At 48.4% G+C, this 21,261-nt stretch carries 24 protein-coding genes; 22 read left to right on the plus strand and 2 right to left on the minus strand.

Translation table 11 applies throughout. The annotated features are described in order from the left end of the window. Positions 1–117 precede the first annotated feature (117 nt). Both FE296_RS20010 and FE296_RS20015 read left to right on the plus strand, forming a co-directional pair. The gene (locus FE296_RS20010; protein ID WP_124117612.1) at positions 118–594 is read left to right on the plus strand and encodes a DUF2975 domain-containing protein; all 477 of its coding nucleotides are present in this window, start codon (positions 118–120) and stop codon (positions 592–594) included. Positions 595–603: 9 nt separating this feature from the next. Then, positions 604–837, plus strand: coding sequence for a helix-turn-helix domain-containing protein (locus tag FE296_RS20015; RefSeq protein ID WP_076211193.1), 234 nt, complete (start codon positions 604–606; stop codon positions 835–837). A 74-nt stretch (positions 838–911) separates the two neighbouring features. Here the strand turns inward: FE296_RS20015 and FE296_RS20020 are convergent, their stop codons facing one another. Beyond that, positions 912–1,763 carry a helix-turn-helix transcriptional regulator gene (locus FE296_RS20020; RefSeq protein ID WP_124117614.1) on the minus strand — a complete coding sequence of 284 codons (852 nt, stop codon included), beginning with the start codon at positions 1,761–1,763 and terminating at the stop codon, positions 912–914. A gap of 181 nt (positions 1,764–1,944) precedes the next feature. On the opposite strand from FE296_RS20020, the gene FE296_RS20025 reads away from it, so the two are divergent. Next, complete coding sequence (locus FE296_RS20025; protein ID WP_150366081.1) at positions 1,945–4,017, plus strand: beta-galactosidase; 2,073 nt, start codon at positions 1,945–1,947, stop codon at positions 4,015–4,017. 144 nt (positions 4,018–4,161) lie between these two features. Here the strand turns inward: FE296_RS20025 and FE296_RS20030 are convergent, their stop codons facing one another. Beyond that, complete coding sequence (locus tag FE296_RS20030) at positions 4,162–5,205, minus strand: substrate-binding domain-containing protein (RefSeq protein ID WP_150366082.1); 1,044 nt, start codon at positions 5,203–5,205, stop codon at positions 4,162–4,164. Positions 5,206–5,442: 237 nt separating this feature from the next. Between FE296_RS20030 and modA the strand changes: the two genes are divergently transcribed. The 19 genes from modA to FE296_RS20125 all read left to right on the plus strand — a co-directional run bounded on the left by modA (position 5,443) and on the right by FE296_RS20125 (position 21,169). Next, complete coding sequence (gene modA / locus FE296_RS20035) at positions 5,443–6,315, plus strand: molybdate ABC transporter substrate-binding protein (RefSeq protein ID WP_150366083.1); 873 nt, start codon at positions 5,443–5,445, stop codon at positions 6,313–6,315. Next, positions 6,312–6,998, plus strand: coding sequence for a molybdate ABC transporter permease subunit (modB, locus tag FE296_RS20040; RefSeq protein WP_190945381.1), 687 nt, complete (start codon positions 6,312–6,314; stop codon positions 6,996–6,998). The genes modA and modB overlap by 4 nt, the downstream gene beginning before the upstream one ends. 273 nt (positions 6,999–7,271) lie before the next feature. Continuing rightward, positions 7,272–7,604, plus strand: coding sequence for a hypothetical protein (locus FE296_RS20045; protein ID WP_124117622.1), 333 nt, complete (start codon positions 7,272–7,274; stop codon positions 7,602–7,604). A gap of 316 nt (positions 7,605–7,920) precedes the next feature. After that, a complete protein-coding gene (locus FE296_RS20050) occupies positions 7,921–8,742 on the plus strand; it encodes a transporter substrate-binding domain-containing protein (RefSeq protein ID WP_036673581.1) in 822 nt (273 codons plus the stop codon). Positions 8,743–8,765: 23 nt separating this feature from the next. Beyond that, positions 8,766–9,509, plus strand: coding sequence for an amino acid ABC transporter permease (locus FE296_RS20055; RefSeq protein ID WP_150366084.1), 744 nt, complete (start codon positions 8,766–8,768; stop codon positions 9,507–9,509). 4 nt (positions 9,510–9,513) lie between these two features. Further along, positions 9,514–10,224, plus strand: a complete 711-nt coding sequence (locus FE296_RS20060; RefSeq protein WP_150366085.1) for an amino acid ABC transporter permease — start codon at positions 9,514–9,516, stop codon at positions 10,222–10,224. After that, positions 10,221–10,973 carry an amino acid ABC transporter ATP-binding protein gene (locus tag FE296_RS20065; RefSeq protein ID WP_124117626.1) on the plus strand — a complete coding sequence of 251 codons (753 nt, stop codon included), beginning with the start codon at positions 10,221–10,223 and terminating at the stop codon, positions 10,971–10,973. Before FE296_RS20060 ends, FE296_RS20065 begins: the two co-directional genes overlap by 4 nt. A gap of 121 nt (positions 10,974–11,094) precedes the next feature. Then, the gene (locus FE296_RS20070) at positions 11,095–11,382 is read left to right on the plus strand and encodes a hypothetical protein (RefSeq protein ID WP_017692509.1); all 288 of its coding nucleotides are present in this window, start codon (positions 11,095–11,097) and stop codon (positions 11,380–11,382) included. Between the two features lie 23 nt (positions 11,383–11,405). Further along, positions 11,406–11,747 carry an alpha-helical endospore appendage domain-containing protein gene (locus FE296_RS20075; protein WP_017692510.1) on the plus strand — a complete coding sequence of 114 codons (342 nt, stop codon included), beginning with the start codon at positions 11,406–11,408 and terminating at the stop codon, positions 11,745–11,747. Further along, positions 11,744–12,043 (plus strand): hypothetical protein, encoded by a 300-nt coding sequence (locus FE296_RS20080; protein ID WP_017692511.1) that lies wholly within the window; start codon positions 11,744–11,746, stop codon positions 12,041–12,043. The genes FE296_RS20075 and FE296_RS20080 overlap by 4 nt, the downstream gene beginning before the upstream one ends. Before the next feature lies 1 nt (position 12,044). Further along, entirely contained in the window at positions 12,045–12,386 is a 342-nt protein-coding gene (locus tag FE296_RS20085; protein WP_051446920.1) for a FliH/SctL family protein, read from the plus strand. A 251-nt stretch (positions 12,387–12,637) separates the two neighbouring features. Then, entirely contained in the window at positions 12,638–13,732 is a 1,095-nt protein-coding gene (locus FE296_RS20090) for a CgeB family protein (protein WP_091020899.1), read from the plus strand. Between the two features lie 60 nt (positions 13,733–13,792). Next, complete coding sequence (locus FE296_RS20095; RefSeq protein WP_047841233.1) at positions 13,793–14,932, plus strand: CgeB family protein; 1,140 nt, start codon at positions 13,793–13,795, stop codon at positions 14,930–14,932. Positions 14,933–14,998: 66 nt separating this feature from the next. After that, entirely contained in the window at positions 14,999–16,624 is a 1,626-nt protein-coding gene (locus FE296_RS20100; RefSeq protein ID WP_150366086.1) for a glycosyltransferase family 4 protein, read from the plus strand. 14 nt (positions 16,625–16,638) lie between these two features. After that, positions 16,639–17,730: a non-hydrolyzing UDP-N-acetylglucosamine 2-epimerase gene (wecB, locus tag FE296_RS20105; RefSeq protein ID WP_150366087.1), complete on the plus strand. Its 1,092-nt coding sequence runs from the start codon at positions 16,639–16,641 to the stop codon at positions 17,728–17,730. Then, a complete protein-coding gene (locus FE296_RS20110) occupies positions 17,723–18,709 on the plus strand; it encodes a polysaccharide biosynthesis protein (RefSeq protein ID WP_124117634.1) in 987 nt (328 codons plus the stop codon). The genes wecB and FE296_RS20110 overlap by 8 nt, the downstream gene beginning before the upstream one ends. After that, positions 18,706–19,533: a dTDP-4-dehydrorhamnose reductase family protein gene (locus tag FE296_RS20115; RefSeq protein ID WP_150366088.1), complete on the plus strand. Its 828-nt coding sequence runs from the start codon at positions 18,706–18,708 to the stop codon at positions 19,531–19,533. Before FE296_RS20110 ends, FE296_RS20115 begins: the two co-directional genes overlap by 4 nt. Next, the gene (locus tag FE296_RS20120) at positions 19,515–20,456 is read left to right on the plus strand and encodes an NAD-dependent epimerase/dehydratase family protein (protein WP_150366089.1); all 942 of its coding nucleotides are present in this window, start codon (positions 19,515–19,517) and stop codon (positions 20,454–20,456) included. The genes FE296_RS20115 and FE296_RS20120 overlap by 19 nt, the downstream gene beginning before the upstream one ends. After that, positions 20,453–21,169, plus strand: a complete 717-nt coding sequence (locus tag FE296_RS20125) for a glycosyltransferase (RefSeq protein WP_124117638.1) — start codon at positions 20,453–20,455, stop codon at positions 21,167–21,169. The genes FE296_RS20120 and FE296_RS20125 overlap by 4 nt, the downstream gene beginning before the upstream one ends. Positions 21,170–21,261 lie beyond the last annotated feature (92 nt).

Raw genomic sequence — 21,261 nt, forward strand, 5'->3', positions numbered from 1 at the left:
TCTTCCTTCCTTAATGGGCAAAAGAATAAATAAAATATGTTTTACAATAAAAATTTATTGTAAAACGATAAATATTATGATAAATTCATATCACTTAAAACAAGTGAGGTGCTTTTTGTGAAGCGAGGTACAACCATCTTTTTAAAATTGGCCGTGTTGCTTATTGGTGTTCCCATTCTTGCCTTATGTATATTCGGCATACCCTGGTTAGCGAACAATCCGGTAAATCCGAATTATGCAGGTGCACTATACCCCATAGTGATTATTATGTATGTGTCAGTTATTCCGTTTATCGTTGCACTGTACCAGGCATTCCGTCTGCTGAGCTACATCGACAAAAATGAAGCGTTCTCTCTAATGTCAGTGAGATCCTTAAAAACAATAAAATATTGTGCTATTGTAATCAGTAGTCTCTATTTTGTGATGTTGCCTTTTGTTTATGTTGTAGCAGAGAAAGATGATGCCCCAGGCCTCATTCTAATGGGAATGATTCCTGTTTTTGCTTCATTGGTCATCGCAGTGTTTTCTGCTGTGCTCCAAAGATTGTTACAGGAAGCGATTGATATCAAATCAGAAAATGACCTAGTGGTCTGAGGTGAATATATGGCCATTATAATCAATATTGATGTGATGTTGGCAAAGCGGAAAATGACGGTTACCGAGCTTGCAGAGAGAGTTGAGATCACGATCGCCAATATTTCCATATTAAAAACAGGAAAAGCAAAAGCGATCCGTTTATCCACTCTGGATGCCATCTGTAAAGCACTGGATTGTCAGCCTGGAGATATTTTGGAATATAAGGCTGACGAGGACGAAGATACAAATGAACATTTGTGAAAAATGACCGAAGAAGACTCTGCATGTTGTATGCAGAGTCTTCTTTTGCGTCAGCTTGTTCAAGGAACATCTGCCTATAACGAATGATTGTGCATCATTCGAAATTGCATAGGTGTTACGTTTTCCTGGGTTTTAAAACAGCGGATGAAGTAGCTTGACTGTGAAAATCCCGTTTCCAGCGTAATCTGCTTAATGGAGAGGTTGGTTGTTGCGAGTAGCTGTTTCGCATGTAGTAGCCTGGATTCCAAGAGGAATTCAGGGAAAGAGATTCCAAACGTCTGACTGAACTTTCGGCTAAAGTATGTTGTACTGTATCCGGCAATCCCGGCAGCGTGGTCTAGTGTAATGTGCTCGTTACTATGGGAACGAATATAATTCCCTGCTTCACGAATTCGCTCTGAAGTGTGATTCAACGAAACATTGATTTGGCTCGCTGCGGATTGCAATCGGGTCAGAAGCTCATATAGTGTAGCTGCCAGACTGTGCTCGTCCTCCACTTGATAGCCTCTTCCGAGCTCCAGTATTCGATCCATGAGCGCGGTGACCACCGGGAAGTTGGAACATTGAAACAGCCAGGGCTCGTCAACGCCTTTTCCATTTAACAGTTCTTCGAGACGAACGCCGTAGAAGTGAATCCAACGAATACTCCAAGGATCATCCAAATCGGAGTAGTAGGTTTGTCTGAGACCGGGACCATAGAGGAAACCCTGTCCTTGCATTAACTCATATCGTGTGGTTCCGGTGTCCAGGAATCCTTTGCCGTTCAGTACAAGGTGCAGATTGTAGCATTGATCCAAGTTAATTTCAGTGGTGCCATATTCTCGATGCACACGGTGCTTCGGAAAGTCACTGTACCCTCCAATAAAATTGGGAAAACATACATGTCTGGGGAAAATCGGCTTGGGGAGAAAGATGTGTTCTTTCACGTGCATCCTCCATTTGAACGCAATATTTTTATGTAGTGAACTAAAATCAATTCAGTCTACTGTTATTTGAATCTTGAACAATGACAATATTTTATTATAAGTCGCATAATCTTGTCATTTATTATATGTGAAGGTTCCAATAGAATGGAGACAATATGGCAGGTTAAGGGGGTAATTAAAGGTGGCAAAATCAATCCAAATGGATGAATTAAAAATGGGGGTCTGTTATTACCCTGAGCACTGGTCGGAAGCGTTGTGGGAGGACGATTTCCGTAGAATGAAAGAGATGAATATCACAGTTATTCGGATGGCTGAATTTGCATGGTCCATCTTTGAATCGGAAGAAGACCAGTTTGATTTTAGTTTTTTCCAGAAGGCACTGGATCTGGCTCATCAATATGGTTTGAGCGTTATTTTGGGAACACCGACAGCAACTCCACCAGCGTGGTTAACATCAAAATATCCTGAAGTATTAAACGCAAATAAGGACGGGGTGTTGTATCAACACGGTATGCGGCGTCATACCAATTACAGCAGCCCAATCTACAGACAGCAATGTGAAAAAATCGTGCGCAATATGGTGATTGCCTATAAAGATCATCCGGCTCTTATTGGATGGCAGATCGATAACGAATTCAATTGTCATATGGATGTTTTCTATGCTGAGGCGGACCATGTCGCCTTCCGTGAATGGCTTAAGAATCGTTATGAATCGTTGGAGAATCTGAACCAGGCTTGGGGAACCGTTTTCTGGAGTCAGACCTATACCGACTGGGAGCAAGTTCACCTTACCCGAAATATGGTCAGCCAATCGCCAAATCCTCATTTGGCACTAGATGAAAAGAGATTCATCTCAGCTAATACCATTTCATTTGCCAAGCTTCAGGTGGACATCATTCGGGAACTGGATCCGAAGCATTGGATCACAACAAACGGTACGTTTGGACACTTGGATAATCATGAAATGACAGAGGATTTATTGGATTTCTTCTCTTATGATTCGTATCCGCAGTTTGCCACGATCTTCCCTGGGACAGATGATAACTCATTACAAGATCGGGCCTGGAGCATGAAACTGTCGAACGTTCGTAACATGTCACCGAACTTCTGCGTCATGGAACAACAGTCTGGGCCAGGAGGCTGGGTTGACAGTATAGGCATGGGTACGCCAAGACCGGGACAGATCCGATTATGGTCGTATCAATCTGTTCTTCACGGAACGGATCTGCTCGTCTACTTCCGCTGGCGGACGGCAACATTTGGCACCGAGATGTACTGGCATGGCATCAATGATTACCATAATCAGCCCAACAGAAGGGTACGCGAGGTTGCACAAGTAGGGGAAGAGTTTGTCAAGATCGGGCGTGTTATTGCGGGCACTACATATCAAGCCGATGTTGCGATCCTACAGGATTACGATAACCTTTGGGACGGGGAGTTGGACGAGTGGCACGGTCCGCTTCAGCAACAGAGTGTACGCTCCTGGTATAAGCAGCTCCAGTATCGTCATATTCCGACGGACATGGTTACACTGCAACCAACGACAACACTGGAGGATTTATCTGAATATAAGGTGATCATCTATGCTCACCCGGCCATCATGACAGACGAGACAGCAGAACTTCTCCAAGCCTATGTCAGTCAAGGAGGCACTCTGTTTTTCGGTGCTCGCACCGGATATAAGGATCTCAAGGGGCATTGTTATATGAGACCCTTCCCTGGGGCTGTCGCTGAGTTGTGTGGTGTAACCGTAGAGGACTTTACCTTAATCAAAGGAACCATTCCAGCAGCCAAACTGCAATGGAATGGGACGAGTGAGCGGCTTCAGGAGGGAACGTCAACGACCGGATTTAACGAAGTTCTTCATGTGGAGCATGCTGACGTGCAGGTCATCGCTGAGTATACATCCGAATATTATGCAGGTAGTCCTGCATTGACCAAACTTACGGTAGGTCAGGGGCAAGTATGGTATTATGGAGCGGCTTACAATGAACCGGTCGTTGATGCTCTACTAGATGAAATAGGGCTATCTTCACCTGTGGGTGACCTGGTAGAGGTACCGTCCGAGGTTGAGCTTGGTATCCGTTCCGGTAAGGATAAAGCTTATGTATTTTTACTCAACTACTCGGATCAACAAGTACCCATTCAGCTTAAGAAGCAAGCAAAAGAGTTACTGTCAGGTACAACACTTCAGAATGAGATCAACATGCCCGCGTATGGTGTGTTCATTTTTGAGATCGATTTGCCACATTAAGAAATTCATTCATCCATATCATGCGTTATATATAGAAAGAAACACCAAAAACGCCTTGCATCCATTGCAAGGCGTTTTATATATGCATGATGTAATGTTGAATACACGTTGAGTATGGGCTGTTATTGTCTACATTTCGTATACCTATGCTTCGTACAAAATTTCACCTGTCCGGGATACATCATATCCCTCGAATGATTGCAGTTCCTGCCTGAACTCCGGCGATTGGAGAATCCGCAGGACCAATTCGGCCCAGGCTTCATTATCTTGTTTCCTCAGCATGACTAGATCATAGCGCTCCTGAGTGAGCGGGACAAAATCAACCTGACCCACAAGTCGTGCAGCCTTTTCAATGCCAACTCCGACATCAGCTTCACCTGAACTGACTTTGGCAGCCACGCCCATGTGACTGGTTTCCTCCATTTCGTATCCGATCAGACCTGCGGCAGGAATTCCATGCAGTCGAAGTTGCTCATCCAGCAATACTCGTGCGCCAGAACCTATCTCCCGGTTAGCCAGTCGAAGTTCAGGCTTGCTCAGATCGGTCCAATTCTGTAAGTTCTGTGGATTGCCACGCTGTACATACAATCCGGCAGGACGTGACAGCAGGTTTACCACAACATAGGACCGCCCCGTCAGAATTTTGCGAATATACGGCAGATTATACTCACCGGTATCTCCGTCGAGCAGATGGGTGCTGACCAGATCGGACTCACCACGATACATCGAAATAAGCCCGTCCAGACTGCCCATGAACGAGCGGAGCGGACGGATGTCCCGGGTTTGTTTTTCCATATGGCGCATTAGGATATCCAGACTGACGTCCTGACCCGTTATGACCAGATGCCGTGGTACAGCAGTTATTGCATGAGCAGAACTCGCTGGAGTAATCGCATGCGCAGACCCAACGGGTGTAGTCGATAGTAAGGAAGTTCCCTGAAAATCACCCTGACCTGGCTGAGTCTCTGATGCCGAGGTCTGATGAGGAGTCGGGATACGCTGACCTGAGGACTGAAGTTGCTTGGAGCGACGTTTATATGCTTCCAGATCGGTTGCATCAATTCGCATTTGTTTACCTACACGGTATGCGACGAGGTCTCCTTTTTTGATCAGGTCATAGACCGTCAGTTTCGATATTTTGAGCAGCTTGGATATTTCTTCGGTTGTGTAGGATTGCTCCTCCGTCATAAGTGAAGATCCTCCTTCAAAGGTATAGAGCAATTATGGTTTTGTTATGAATGTTTCTTGTACTATATCATTAATTGAGGGATGCCATAAACCTGAGAACACGCAATAAACGCATAGGACAGGTAACAAAAATCAAATGTGATCTTAATCACCTTCCCATTTTTTTTGTCATGTGTATAATTAGATATAATCAATTATAACTAGTTATAACCAAAGATAACGTTGGGGGAGAAATGAATGAGAAAGAGAATCGGATATGTGTTGGGAAGTATGTCACTGGGATTGGCTCTTGTATTGGCTGGTTGCGGCGCAAGCACGGGCACTACGGATACATCCACGGGTGCAGAACAAACAACCTCAACGCCAGCGGCATCAGGTGAAAGTTCATCAGCAGGAAATACCGATCCGCAGGAAACAGTAGATCTGACGATCTCTGCGGCGGCCAGTCTGACCGATGCGATGAAAGAGATTGAAACCAATTATGAGCTAGCTAATCCTTATATAGAACTTAATTTTAACTTTGGCGCCTCGGGTGCCTTGCAACAGCAGATTGAACAGGGTGCGCCGGCTGATGTCTTTGTATCGGCGGCAACAAAAAATATGAATGCGCTAGTAGATGAAAACCTGATTGCATCGGGTGATCAGAAGAATTTGCTACAGAATTCACTGGTGGCCATAGTGCCAGCAGATGGGAACCACACAGTAACCAGTGAAAAGGATCTCACCAGCGACTCCATCAAGACGGTAGCCATTGGGATTCCGGAAAGTGTTCCTGCGGGAACCTATGCCAAGGAAGCTCTGACCAATGCCAAGCTGTGGGATGAACTGGAAAGCAAACTTGTGCAGGGGAAAGACGTTAGACAGGTTCTTCAATATGTAGAGACAGGTAATGCAGATGCAGGATTTGTATATAAAACAGATGCTCTTACTTCGGATCAGGTGAAAATTGCGTTTGAGGTGGACAAGAACAGCTACACACCAGCCAATTATCCAATAGGTATTATTGAAGGAACCAAACACCGTACAGAGGCCGAACAATTTTATGCGTATTTACAAACCCCTGAAGTGCTCGATATCTTCGCGAAATACGGATTCACAATTCCGGAATGAATGTGAAAGCCATAGACTGGTCCGTATTCTGGTCACCGGTGCGCTTGTCACTTCAGGTTGCGCTGTTATCCAGCGTGGTGGCCACTGTGCTCGGAATCGCGATAGCCTGGAAGATGTCACGTTCTTCATTTCGGGGAAAGATTCTGCTGGAAACGGCATTTATGCTGCCGCTAGTCCTTCCCCCGACAGTGGTTGGATTTCTGTTACTTGTCATACTGGGGCGTAAAAGTCTGTTTGGACAATGGATTGAAGCCATATTCTCCGCACCGGTTATTTTCACCTGGTGGGCTGCGGTGATTGCTTCGGTGGTGGTTGCTTTTCCACTTGTGTATCAGACGATGAAATCGGGATTCAGTGGTGTGGATCGGGATTTGGAAGATGCAGGCCGTTCGATTGGGGCAAATGAGTGGCAGGTTTTTCGTTACATCTCCCTCCCGCTCGCAGGCAGAGCATTGATGACCGCTTTCATCCTGGGCTTTGCCCGTGCACTCGGGGAATTTGGTGCGACACTGATGATTGCAGGCAATATTCCGGGCAAAACACAAACGGTACCTACGGCAATCTATGTCGCTGTGGATTCGGGCAATCAGACCATGGCCTGGGCGTGGACTGTTTCTATTATCATCATCTCGTTTATCATGTTACTGATGACCAGACAGCAGCGAGATGGAAAAAATAACTGACATTGCATGTGTGCATATTATATAAAACATGACGAAAAACCCGTGTTAAGGTAAGAAATGATTCCTTAATACGGGTTTTTCGTCACAGATTTAATATGTATCAATACCAAAGTTATGTGAATTTTACCTTAATGGAAATGTAAAGCTTTTTTAACATAAAAAAATAAAAAATTTCCCAAAATTTAATCGTTCAGTACTCGCTTTCAGTGGGCTTGTTCCTGTAAGATAGAAGTAATGGATTCCAGCCAAGTACTGAAATAAGGAGAGACGACGATGAACACTAAACCTGATTGCGGCGTTTCGTTGCAAATCGATGACTATCTGGATCTTTTGCATTTTGCCATCCAAATTCAGGATCAGGAATGGCAGCAATCCCTTATCCGCCAACTCAAAATATTTCAGACGGCGACGGAGCAGCAACGCACACCTGAAGAGGAATTATGGACACGGTTTGATTACATCAACAGCAAACTGACAGGTCTGTGCCACCAGATTCATGCCGCTCATTCCATGGATGAACGCAAGAAGTTCGAGGAACGGATCGGTCTCTTACAATTACAGCGAGTGGAAGTTGCACGTAAAATTAAATGGGCGAGTCGCAGATAGATGAGTAGTGTATACACCAAGTGATGCACCGCCAAAATGGTATAATCAGTGAGAGTCATACAAGAAGAAGTCATCCACCAATCGATATGGGGGATGGCTTTTTCTCGTACTATAGAGAAGTCCTATAACCATATCAGGATGTCCTATTAGTTTAGTTATTGCCCTCAGATGACTTGTAGTGATATTCTTTGTTCAACCTAATTCCGACTATACAAGTAAGAATGGTTTGTTAATAGGTTAGAGGAATAGGAGTACACATCATATTCGCTGTGATAACAGCCTGTGGAGGAGATTGGGAATGGTTAAAAAACGGGGGATTCAAAAATTCCGGACAGCACTGCTGTTCATTACAATGCTGGCGGTACTTGCTGGATGCAGCACAGGAACTGCAAGCAATGATTCAGAATCTGCTTCGGCAGCAGGCGACACCAAAGTGAAAAAGATCATTGTAGGAACAGGTACACAGTTCCCAAATGTCTGCTTCATTGATGAGAATGGCAAGTTAACAGGTTATGATGTGGAACTGATCCGGGAGATCGACAAACGTTTGCCTGAATATGAATTCGAATTCAGCACGATGGATTTTAAAAATCTGCTGCTGAGTCTCGAAACGAAAAAAATTGACCTGATCGCTCACCAGATGGAAGTGAATGATGAGAGACAGGCCAAGTTCCTGTTTAATGATGAAGCCTATAATATTTTTCCAAATAAAATTGTCGTAAGTCAGAAAAATGAGGAAGTAAAATCGATTGAGGATCTGAAGGGGAAAAAACTGATTGTTGGTGCAACAAGTAATGCGGCTGTACTTGCTGAGAAATGGAATGCAGCGAACGGCAACGGGATTGATATCGTTTATTCCGGAGCAGGTGAGGATACCATTACCCAGATCAAAACAGGCAGGGTGGATGCAACGATCAGCACCCAATTTGCCATTGATTATCAGAATAAGGCGGTTGATGCCCAGTTGAAAACGGTAGGCGATGCCCTCTCCAACTCCAAAGTGTACTTCATTCTGAACAAAGATGAGCAGGAGCTCAAAACCAAAGTGGACGAAGCGCTCAAAGCGATCAAGGAAGATGGAACATTAGGCAAACTGAGCACAGAGTGGCTTGGAGCTGACTATACGGTTGAAGAGTAGTCTGAGAAAGGTGTGCAGCGGTAATGGGAAAATCATTTGATCTGTCATTGGTTCTGGATTTCATCCCGGAACTGCTACGATATTTGCATATAACACTGATTGTACTGGGTGGTTCCATCGTGCTCGGACTGGTGGGCGGCGTGCTTCTGGCCATTCCCCGGCTGTATCGGATTCCGGTACTAAGCCAGTTGGCTACCCTGTACGTCTCATTCATGCGGGGCACACCGATCCTGATCAAATTGTTCCTGGTGTATTACGGACTTCCCGAGTTGCTCAAACCCATTGGCATCGACCTGTCGAGAACCGACCCGTTGTTATTTGTCATTGTGACCTATGCGCTTAGTGACGCGGCATCCTTTGCCGAGATCTTTCGTGGAGCGGTGCGCAGTGTGGATAAAGGTCAGACGGAAGCTGCCTATGCTGCGGGTATGACCACATTCCAGTCTTTTCGGCGGATTGTTGTTCCGCAGGCACTGATTGTTGCTTTTCCGAACATGGCCAATACGTTAATCGGTTCATTAAAAGATACATCTCTGGCCTTCTCCATTGGTGTCATGGATATGGTGGGCAGAGGGCAGACGTTAATTTCGGCTACATCGCATGCACTTGAAGTGTATATAAGTCTGTCTGTGGTCTATTATGTCATTGTCATTGTACTCGAAAAAGGATTTGCCTTTGCAGAACGCAGACTCCAGCGTCATGAACGCAAGAGGGTTGTACACAAACCGGCAATTCGAGCCAAACGCCTGAAACGAATAGCGGGGTGAGCATATGTCGATTGATCTCCAGTTTATCTATACATCTTTTTTTCAAATCCTGAAGGCATTGCCACTGACACTCGTCATTACGATTGTGCCGTTGATTGCAGGCTTCGGAATCGGTCTGGCTACGGCTCTGATCCGTATATATCACGTGCGGTGGATTCACCGCATTGCTGACTTCTACGTTTCATTTCTGCGTGGAACACCGATGCTGATGCATCTATTCCTCATCTATTACGGCATTCCGATGATTATCGATAAGCTGGCGGAACGTTACGGTTGGGCTTTCCAATCCTCGTCGATTCCAATTCTCGTATTTGTACTGATTGCTTTCTCGCTCACTGCGGGCGCCTATATGTCCGAGATTATCCGCTCAGGCATTCTTGCTGTGGATATCGGTCAGATGGAGGCGGCTCACGCTGTAGGCATGAGCACATTCCAGGCTTTAAGGCGTATCATCATCCCTCAAGCGATCGGGGCGGTATTGCCTAACCTGTGCAGTATGTTTGTTGGGTTCCTGCATGGATCAACACTCGCTTTTACCGTGTCTCAGATGGACATCCTCGGTAAAGCGGATGTGGTGGCATCCGTCAGTCTGAAGTTTCTGGAGGCCTTTATCGCCGCAGCGTTTATCTATTGGGGGCTGACCATCATTGCGGAGCGGATCACTGCTCTGCTTGAGCGTCGGGTTGCCGTGTACAGCAAAGGAGGCGTGTCATGATTACACTAACGAACATACACAAAACTTTTGGCAAGCAGGAAGTATTGAAGGGAATTGATCTGACCGTGGAACAGGGCGATGTCGTAGCGATCCTTGGACCAAGCGGATCAGGTAAAACAACGCTGCTGCGCTGCGTTAATTTTCTGGAACGTGCCGATGAGGGCGAGGTTCAGATCAGTGGATTAACCGTCGATTGCAAGCATGCACGCAAACATGACATTGTGCAGTTGAGACGAAAAACGGCGATGGTGTTCCAGCATTATAATCTGTTCAAACACAAGACGGTGCTGGATAACGTCACCGAGGGATTAATTATTGCCCAGAAAATGTCCAAAGCCGATGCCCGCACGCGTGCCTTGCGTGTGCTTGAACAAGTCGGACTGTCCGCCAAAATCAATGAGTATCCAAGTATGTTGTCAGGTGGGCAACAGCAACGGGTGGGCATCGCCAGAGCATTGGCACTGAATCCCGAAGTGATTTTGTTTGATGAACCGACATCAGCGCTGGACCCCGAGCTTGTGGGTGAGGTGTTGTCTGTCATCCGCTCCATTGCTCAAGAGGGGATTACCATGATTGTAGTCACCCATGAAATGGGATTTGCCCGTGAGGTGGCCAATCGGGTTGTTTTCATGGATGGAGGTTCCATTGTGGAGGAAGGAACCCCGGAAGAGGTGTTTGTACGTCCCAAGCAGGAACGTACTCGCCAATTCCTCAGTCGATATTCTTCCGACTGGAGTTATGTCATCTGACGATATAGGCGCAAGCTGTAGTAACTGACGATCCCGGCCCGGCATATGCTGTAACAGGCAAATGCTGATAGGCCGGGTTTTTCTATGGGTGAAGCAGGCCGTGACGGTAAGGAGGAGGACCATGCAGAGCAAAATCGATGAAATTATCACACATATTGCACACTCTCACCAGCAGATCGCACGTGTGCTGGATGCCAAACGCCAAGTCGCTGTACGCATGTCTGAAATCATCAATCATTTGCCAGATATCGAACCGGAGTTGGATGGCGTTGACGGTCTGCTGGATAGCTCTGGGCAAATCAACAAAAGCATTATCTCTTACTTGGGGGGCCTTGCAGATCTGGAAGAGGCTGTAGCCGAAACGCTGACCCAAGTCATGCGGGAGATCGCGGTTCAAGAAGAAGAATAAGCCCGGAAGGCGGGTGAAGGAACATGAGTAGAGAACAGAGCCTCATTCTGATGCTGGACGCAGCAGCCAAAATGCAGTGGAATATTGCCCTGATTCTGGAGGCAAAAGCGATTGAGGCCGAGAAGGTACGGAACTGGACGCTGAATCATTTGAATGGGGATACCTTTCTGACGCATGGGGATCAGGTAGGCGAGCCGCTCAAAATGCATGATCAGCTGGTGGAATTGCTGGAAGGATTAACCCGGATGGAGACCGGACTGTGCAACAATCTCAAAGCGGTGATGGTGCAGAACGATAGCGAAGATGGCGGCGGTATGGACGGTGGCATGTTTGGCGGCATGGATCTGGGAGACATGGGAAAATGAGTCTGATGCGGCGTGAGCAGGAAGCCAAACTGGCGCTCATTGAATCCATTGCACACAGTCAGCAGGCGCTGGCACGCATTCTGGACAGTGTAGCCAGTGTAACCGCTCATTCGGAAGTATCTGCCCGCAGTCTGGCAGAGAACATTCGTTTGCTGAGTCGTTATCAGGCAGAAATGTCTCGTATGGTTACGGGAATCAGGCTGGCCCGAATCCAGCATGGGGAGCCTGGCTTGCCGTGGCTCAAAGACCCCGGGTGTGCAATTCGTATCGTTCGGGACATACAGGAGGAATGTTGACATGTTAAAGAAGAAGAAAATACGACTGAGAACCAAAAGAGCTTTGTTAATCCGTGGAGCCCGTCTGCGCAAAATTCGCAAACTGCGTGCGCTCAGAGCCAAACGTGTTCTTCACAAACGCCCACTTAAAGGACGCAGTGCGTGGCTCAAAAAAAAGAAACGTGCGGTACGGCGGCACCGGAGTCCAAAGCCCGTACAACCAGTCGTCCCGGCTACCCCTACCGATCCGAACCCGGATGGTGCGTACAGCCAGGGATACAACGAGGCGTACAACGAGGGATTCAACGCGGGTTTCGCCAAGGGATTCGAGGACGGACATCAGCTGGCGTACAAAGCACAGTAACCGTGTAGACAGGATTATTTCTGCATGGAATGATACCTGTCTAGCAGTTAGCCCGGGGGACAGATCCCTCCGGGTTATTTGCATCGCCGCAAAAGCGGACATGCCCGTACAGGCGGATGTGGAGGGCAAGCGCCAATTTTGCGCCTTGCAGGACACCCGTCCATGATGCATCTGACCCCGAGGCATATCCTTTAGAGGGAAGACCAATCTCGGGGAGAGTCTGGAAGTGAGATCTCCTGAAGGAAGACAGGGTGAAGAATGTGGCAAAACGAAAGCACCGTCCGCTGACCGAAGCGGAGACGGCTTACCGCGGCGGATATGCAGAAGGCCGCAGATTCGGCGGCTGTCAAGCCATGATGGAGCGGGTGCAGATGTTTGAACCGACCCTGCGGGATATGAAAGTGTTATATATCCCGCAAGGATTCGATGCCATCGATGAAGGTGTCACCTTGGCTCTGCAGCAATCTGTACGTGAATGCGTTGTTGGATCGCCAGCAGCGATGTTGCAGGAAGCCAGTCAGCATCGGCCCGATGTTGTGCTCGTCATGAATGGTCTGCATGTATTTCCCGCAGATCATGTGGAGCAGGTGAATGGCATACGTGCACTCGGTATCCGAACTGCCGTGTGGTTTGTGGATGATCCGTATTTCACCGAAGATACAACGTCCCTTTGCCAGCACTATGATGTCGTGTTCACGCATGAAGAGGCCGCGGTGCCCTTCTATCTGGCACATGGAGCGAACCAGGTCATCTATATGCCACTCGCGGTGAATCCAGGCATGTTTCAACCGCGGCGCGCGGCACCGCAGCATCAGCACGACATTTGTTTTATCGGTACCGGATTCTGGAACCGGATTGCCTTGTTTGATGAGCTGGCCCCTTTTCTTGCGGACAAAAAGGTATTCATCGCGGGTAGCCAGTGGAATCGGTTGGCACGCTTTGATGTACTAGGCCGTTTCATCCACGAAGGATGGATTGCTCCTGGAGAGACAGTGGATTATTACAATGGCGCCAAGATTGTCATTAACATTCACCGGACTTGCGAGAATGGGGAAGACAATCGCAACACACATCATCTTGAAGGTCACTCGATTAATCCACGCACGTATGAGATCAGCGCCTGCGGCACAATGCAGATTACGGATGCACGTGCAGATTTACCCCGTTATTATAAGCCGGGATATGACATCGAGACGTTCACTAACGCTGCAGAACTTCAGCGCAAGATCCACTATTATCTGAAGCATGAAGAAGAACGACAGGCGATGGCGTGGCGTGGACTTCTCACCACGATGAACCAGCATACATTCACTCGCCGGATCGGTCAGTTGCTGGAACATTTGTAATCCCCGTCTGAAGTGCAGCACCAACGAGAACCCTATCCCAAAAAATAAAGGAGTGGCGGTATGTCTCTCAAACACCGTAAAACCAAAAAGGTCCATGCACCCGTACTAAGCCTGGCTGATCAAGCACGCAAAAATGGGCAACATGCCGGATATGACGCAGGTAAGGAAGAAGGATATCTGCGCGGTCGCGCCAACTATATTGTGAATTGTGCACAGGAACCGTTGCCTTTCCGACAGCTTCACGTGCTGTATGTATCCTCGGGTAAAGGCTTCCCTTACTCCCCGTTGGATGAGGCCATTATGGCCACGCTACAGGGTATGGTAGCTCAAGTAACCCTCTCTGATCCGCGTCAACCGGTTTCTGAAATTGCGCTGCAGACGCGTCCTGATCTTGTGCTTGTGCTGGATGGAATGGATATCCCCATCGAGCATATCGATGCGATTCGCCAAGCGGGCATTCAGACGGCGATCTGGCTCACGGATGACCCGTATTATACAGATATGACGCTGGATATTGTGACACATTTTGACCATGTCTTCACGTTGGAACTGAACTGTATTGATCTATATCGACAAATCGGCTGCGCGTCAGTTCACTACCTCCCTTTTGCCGCATTCACTAATCATTACTTTCCGATTACAACACCTTCCCCGTTAAAACGGGATGTCAGCTTTATCGGCTCGGCCTACTGGAACCGGGTATACTTCTTCAATCCGATCATGCCTCAGTTGATGTCACACAATACGGTATTTAACGGAATCTGGTGGGACCGTCTGCCTGACTATACTGCCTATGGAGAGAAGATTGAGCTTGGGCGCTGGATGAGTCCGCCGGAGACCAATGATGTGTACAATGGAACCAAAATTGTCATCAACCTGCATCGATCCCACGAAGATGATTCCGTCAATAATAATCACCTCAAAATCGCGCCAGCTTCACCGAACCCGAGAACGTTTGAAATTGCCGCGTCCACGACGCTACAGCTGACCGACGCCCGGGATGACATTGCTCGTTTCTACAAACCGGGTGTGGAGATTGAGACATATTCCTCGCCGCAGGAGTTACTCGACAAAGTGGAATATTATCTTACTCATGAAAAGGAACGCCGTGAGATTGCACTTCGTGGACTTGAACGTACACTGAAAGACCACACGTATGGCAAAAGAATTAATGAAATGTTAACCATCATATTCCCTTAATTCTGGCCGGGAGGAGGTGTGCACAGTACCCTGTATCCGATACCCGTGTACAGGGTCCGTGCGGCCATGGCAACGAAACCAAAGATGATGTTATTTTCACATGTGTGCAATACTCGCAGCATTACAGGCGCCGAGAAGCTGCTGCTTCATTTTATGAGAGAGATCGGTGCGATCTTTGAATGTGTGCTCGTAGCCCCTCAGGAGGGGAAGCTTGCGGGGCTTGCGCGGAGATTCGGCATTCAGGTCAAAATATGCACTTTGCCGATGCTTCACGGTGTGTACACACCTTACCTGGGCATTGCAGATGATGCGGAGCATCTTCGTCATACACCAGCGTATCAGGAAGTGGTCTCCCTCATACGGGAGACTGCTCCCGATATGGTGTTAACGAACACCTGCGTTAATGTGATGCCGGCTGTAGCGGCAAAGTCCCTTCAGATTCCAGTCATCTGGAAGATTACCGAGATTATTCATACGAATGAACATACAACCGAGGCGATCCAGATGATTGGCCGTTACGCGGATTGGATTATCGGTATATCCGAGACAGCGGTAGCCCCATTCCAAGAAGCCGGCATGGCTGACAAAGTAACCATCATTTCCCCAACTTGGGAACCCGCACTACCTGCACCGGACCGCTGGGTTCATCTGCGCGAACGCAAGCGTAAGGAGCTCGGTTTCAAATCATCGCAGACCTGTATCGGTTATATTTCTTCATTTATATATGATGCCAAAGGGTTGAAACCATTTGTGGATATGGCCTTGAGGATCTGTGAAACGCATTCGCGCTGTCGCTTCTGGATCATCGGGGCACCATCGGATAAAAAGTATTACGACGAGTGTGTATCACGGGTGAGAAAATCCGGGTATTCACGCCGGTTTACCTTCACCACATTTGAAGAGAACGTATCTCTGGCGTATACCGCGATGGATATCCTGGTCATCCCAAGCATGGTCAAGGAAGGATTTGGCATGACCGCACTGGAGGGTCTCTATTTTGCCAAACCGGTCATCGCTTTTGCCCAAGGTGGACTGAAGGAGTTAATGGAATCCGTAGGCAGTGATGCATTTTTGGCCCCGCCGGGCGATACCGAAGCGCTTGTCACCTTGGCAACAACCTTGCTGAATGATGCAGAGCTGGCCTCAAATACGGGGTGGCGCAATCGGACAGAAGCGGAAAGGCTCTACGGCGTTGAAACCTACCGAACGAAACTGCATACGATGGTGACACAGTGGTTATTGCGTTTTCCCGGATGGTTTGCTTATATCCAACCTCCGAATGGACCTGTGTATACCCATGGGGAGGGAGGACTACGCACTGTACTGGTTCTGGAGCCGACTACGGTTCGGGCACTATTATTCCCCCTGACCGTCATACAGGCGTTGCCACATTCCTCATTACCTCCAATCGCATTGGGTCACGATGCTCCTGTTGCCTCAGGTACTGGCCCAGCTGTAAAGCCGATTCAACAGAGGGGCAAAACGCGGAAACGTCGTCGCAAGCCACTTGCACCTCATTCTCGCCGAGACCGTGAGGGGCTGAAACGTACTTCCGGAACTGGCAGACGTAAGGGGAGAACCCGTACAACGAAGGGACCGCGTCCACATATGGGGAAATCGGCTAATCGCAGACGCAAATCTGCCAAGGCAGGACGTAGCCGAGCAGGGCGCAAGGGTTCCAATACAAGATGAAGGCAGGGATTACGATGAAGATCATGACGGTGCTGGGTACGAGACCTGAGATCATACGGCTCAGCCTGATCATCTCCAAGCTGGACCAGTACGCGTCCAAACATATTCTGGTGCACACGGGACAGAACTTCACGGAAAGTCTCAGCGGTCTCTTTTTCAAGGAAATGGGCCTGCGCGCACCGGATTACGTTCTTCAGGATGAAGCGGCCACTCTGGGACGACAGCTATCCTCGATGTTTACGCAGATGGAAGATCTGATATTGCAGGAGAAACCCGATAAATTGCTGCTGCTTGGCGATACCAATAGCGCATTATGTGCAGTATTGGCTGAGCGCATGGGTGTTCCTGTTATTCATATGGAAGCAGGCAATCGTTGCTTCGACCTGGATGTGCCTGAAGAGAAAAATCGTAAGGTTATTGATGCCATCTCCACCGTTAATATGCCTTACACGGAACAGAGCAAGAAACATTTGGTCAGCGAAGGGGTACCAAGCAGGCGCATCGTGCTAACGGGCAATCCCATCTATGAAGTAATGCAGCACTACGACGCGCAAGTAAGTTCCAGCAAAATACTCAAAAAGCTCAAGCTGAAGTCCGGGCAATACTTCCTGGTTACTGCCCATCGAGCCGAGAATGTGGATCATGCCCCTCATTTACTGGAGATTATGAAAGGACTGAACCAGGTCGCAGAGGAACACGGGTTGCGTGTGATCTGCAGTATTCATCCGCGTACCGCGATCCGGATTGCGGAGCATCTGCAACTGGAGATGAACCCGCTGGTGGAGTTTCACGAGCCGTTTGGATTCTTCGACTTTGTAATGCTTGAACGTCATGCACGCTGTGCACTTACGGATAGCGGTACCGTGCAGGAGGAGTGTTGCATTATGGGCGTGCCGACCGTAACGATGCGTCGAACTACCGAGCGGCCGGAAACGGTCGATTGCGGCAGCAATGTAGTCTCCGGTCTGGATGCCGCGCGCATCGCTGATTGCGTGAGAGTCATGACAAAGATGTCTAGCGACTGGGATTGCCCGCAAGGTTACAAAGCCACAGATGTATCCAGTAAAGTGGTTAAATTTCTGCTTGGAGGGAAAATGCATGTTTGAAAATAAGCGTATACTCGTGACTGGCGGTACGGGATCATGGGGTTATGAACTTGTGGCTCAACTACTGCCCCAGCAGCCCAAAGAAATTATTGTATATTCCCGGAACGAGTCCAGCCAAGTGGCTATGAGTCGTGAATTTGAAGACCCACGTCTTCATTTCCGGATTGGAGATATTCGTGACAAGGACGCCTTGACGGCGGCTTGCCAGCATGTGGACTATGTATTTCATCTGGCTGCGCTCAAGCATGTTCCGGTGTGTGAAGACCAACCATACGAAGCACTCAAAACCAATGTGATTGGTACACAAAACGTAATTGAGGCTGCTATTGAAAACAAGGTGGAAAAAGTAATCTATATCTCGACTGACAAGGCTGCCAATCCGTCCAACTTCTATGGCATGACAAAAGCGATCGGCGAGAAATTAATTGTATATGCAAACTTGTTACACAGCGATACCAAATTTGTTACGGTACGGGGCGGAAATGTACTAGGAACAAATGGAAGTGTGGTACATCTGTTCAAGAATCAGATCCGCCAGAAAGGGCAGGTCTCCATCACGGATATGAGTATGACTCGATTCTTTCTTACGCTGAAGGATGCAATTACCTTGCTGTTCAAAGCTTCGGTGGAAAGTGTCGGCGGAGAGATCTTTGTCATGACGATGCCTACCTGCAAAATCGTTGATCTCGCGGAAGTGCTGATTGAGGATTCCGGTGTGGAGAATGTGAGCATTGTGGAACGAGGCATTCGTCCAGGAGAGAAAATCCACGAAATATTGATGAGTGAATTCGAGAGCATGACCACCGTTGTCTACGATGAGCAGTACCTGGTTATTCTGCCTACCCTGGGTATACCGGGTCTGCGTGAACATTATACCAATTGTCCCCCGGTCTCCTTTAACAGTTTCAGTTCTGAACACCAACTCATGACCAAAGAGGAGATTCGTGAAATTCTGATGCGCGGAGGATTCTTGTCATGAAACTGCTGATACTTGGTGGAAACGGAATGGCCGGCCATATTTTGGTCGACTATTTCCGCCGTCAAGGTGTACACAGCGTCTTCTACACATCTCGGGATGTAACGGACCCCAATGGTCTGCTCCTGGATGTGAACGACAGCTTCATGGTTGATCGATTGGTAGAAGCTGTGCACCCGGATGTGATTATTAATGCTGTAGGTGTGTTGAACAACTTCGCAGATGAGGACAAAATTACTGCATATCATATTAACGGTTTCCTGCCACATCGTCTGCGGCGGGTTGCAGATACGATTGGTGCACGCCTGATTCATATCAGCACGGACTGTGTGTTCAGCGGGGAACGGGGAGCATACCGGGAAGATGATGTTACGGATGGGACCTCAGCTTACGCCATCACCAAAGCACTTGGCGAAGTTCAGGATGAAGGTCATCTGACGATCCGTACGTCCATCATTGGACCCGAGATTCGGCAGGGCGGCATTGGTCTGATGCAATGGTTTATGTCCAGCACAGGTGAAGTCGGCGGGTATACCCGCGTATTCTGGAACGGTGTGACCACACTTGAGCTGGCCAAATGGGTAGACCATTACCTGGCTTCACCCGTTAGTGGTCTCATCCATCTAGCTCATCCGGTACCTGTGAGCAAGCATGACCTGCTTGTGTTATTCAAGCAGACCTGGGATAAGCAGGATGTGACGATTGTACGTGATGACAGTGTAGTGCAAGACCGTACGCTGGTGTCCACTCGCGAGGATGTGAAGACAGACCTGCCGGATTATTCTACAATGCTGAAGGAGTTGGCATTATGGATGGAGCAGAGCTGAGAGGCAAGAAAGTGCTGATTACAGGCGCCTCCGGTTTTACCGGGCGACATGCCGTATCTTATTTTCGGGAAGTTGGTGCAGTGGTTGCGGCGGTAGTCCGGAGGCCGGATGTGTATTCATTTGGTAAAGGTGCACAAGTCCATGTCTGTGATCTGAACGATAAACAGCAAGTGCGTCATCTGATCGGCGAGGTGCAGCCCGACTATGTGCTGCATCTCGCTGGCAAAAATTCAGTGCCTGATTCGTGGTCTGATCCGCTACTGGTCCTGGAGACCAATGTGATGGCCGTGCTGTATCTGCTGGATGCGCTTCGCAGTTGTCCGACAGCACGAACCGTTATTGTAGGATCGAGGTTAAAATATACGCCGGAACCTGGGCGGATTCCCCAGCCTCCGCATCCATACAGCCTCAGTAAAGCGCTGGAAGAGATGGTGTCCTTGTCGTGGATGTCGCTCTTCGGACAACAGATCATGCTGGCGGAGCCAGGCAATCTGATTGGTGCGGGTCCTTCCACAGGCATCTGTTCACTGCTTGCACGCCATGTTGTTGCCTGTGAGCAGGCGGGCAAAACCGAGGCATTCCGTCTGTCCGGACGGGACAATACGCGTGACTTTCTGGATGTGCGGGATGCCGTCAGAGCGTATGCGACACTTTTGATACACGGGTCCAGCGGTACAGTATACCCGGTGGTGTCTGGAGTCGAGCGCAGTCTTGGTGAAATTGCAGATCTGCTATTGTCCATGACAGCAGCGGAAGTCCCTGTTCGCTGGGATGGGGCATCTTCTGGTCCGGATGGTTCGGGGAAACAGGAGGAATTATCACTGCTGCGCAAGCTTGGCTGGCAGCCGATGATTCCATTTGCCACATCGCTTCAGGATATTCTGAGTGATGTTCGTGTCCAGCAAGGGAGGACGACAAGATGAATCCGAGAGTATCCATTGTCATTCCATTCTATAACTGTCCTTATGTGCCTCAGGCAATTCAGAGTGCACTGAACCAGACGTATCCCGATGTGGAGATCGTTGTTGTGAATGACGGTTCAACCCGGCATGCAGAGTTGCTTCAACCCTATCTTCCTTATATTAATGTGCTTGGCAAAAGCAATGGCGGGACGGCTTCGGCACTTAATCATGGCATCCGCCATGCCTCTGGTGATTATGTAGCCTGGCTCAGTTCGGATGATTATCTGTACCCGGATAAAATCCGGCATCAGCTGGAGTTTATGCAGCGTGAGCATGTGCTTGTCTCTCATACGAACTTTCACTATATCAACGAGCATTCGGCCGTTACCAAAATGCATGGTGGACCTGAACCGATGTCGGATCTGGACTTACTGCGGCGGTTTGTCCACGGCAATCCAGTCAACGGTTGTACTGTCATGATCCGCAAGGATCTGTTCAGCGGAGTGGGATTGTTTGATGAGCTTCTGCCCTACACGCATGATCTGGATCTCTGGATGCGGATTGTACTGAATGGTCATCGGTTCCCATACCTGAACGAACCGCTTACTGCCTATCGGTGGCATGGGGGAATGGGATCAGTTCGTCATGCGGATGTCATCGGCAGAGAAGCATCCATGGTATGGTCCAGATATCGGGAACCGCTGTTGCAGCGAATAGCGACGCTTGGCGGGTAGCGTAGGGAGGGCAGTTATGAAAGCCAAAAGATGGCTGATTAACGCCCTCTTTGCGCAGCATTTTACCTAAGACAGTAAGAGGAGGGGAAGGC

It is taken from the genome of Paenibacillus sp. UASWS1643 (assembly GCF_008693195.1).
Lineage (GTDB): Bacteria > Bacillota > Bacilli > Paenibacillales > Paenibacillaceae > Paenibacillus > Paenibacillus amylolyticus_B.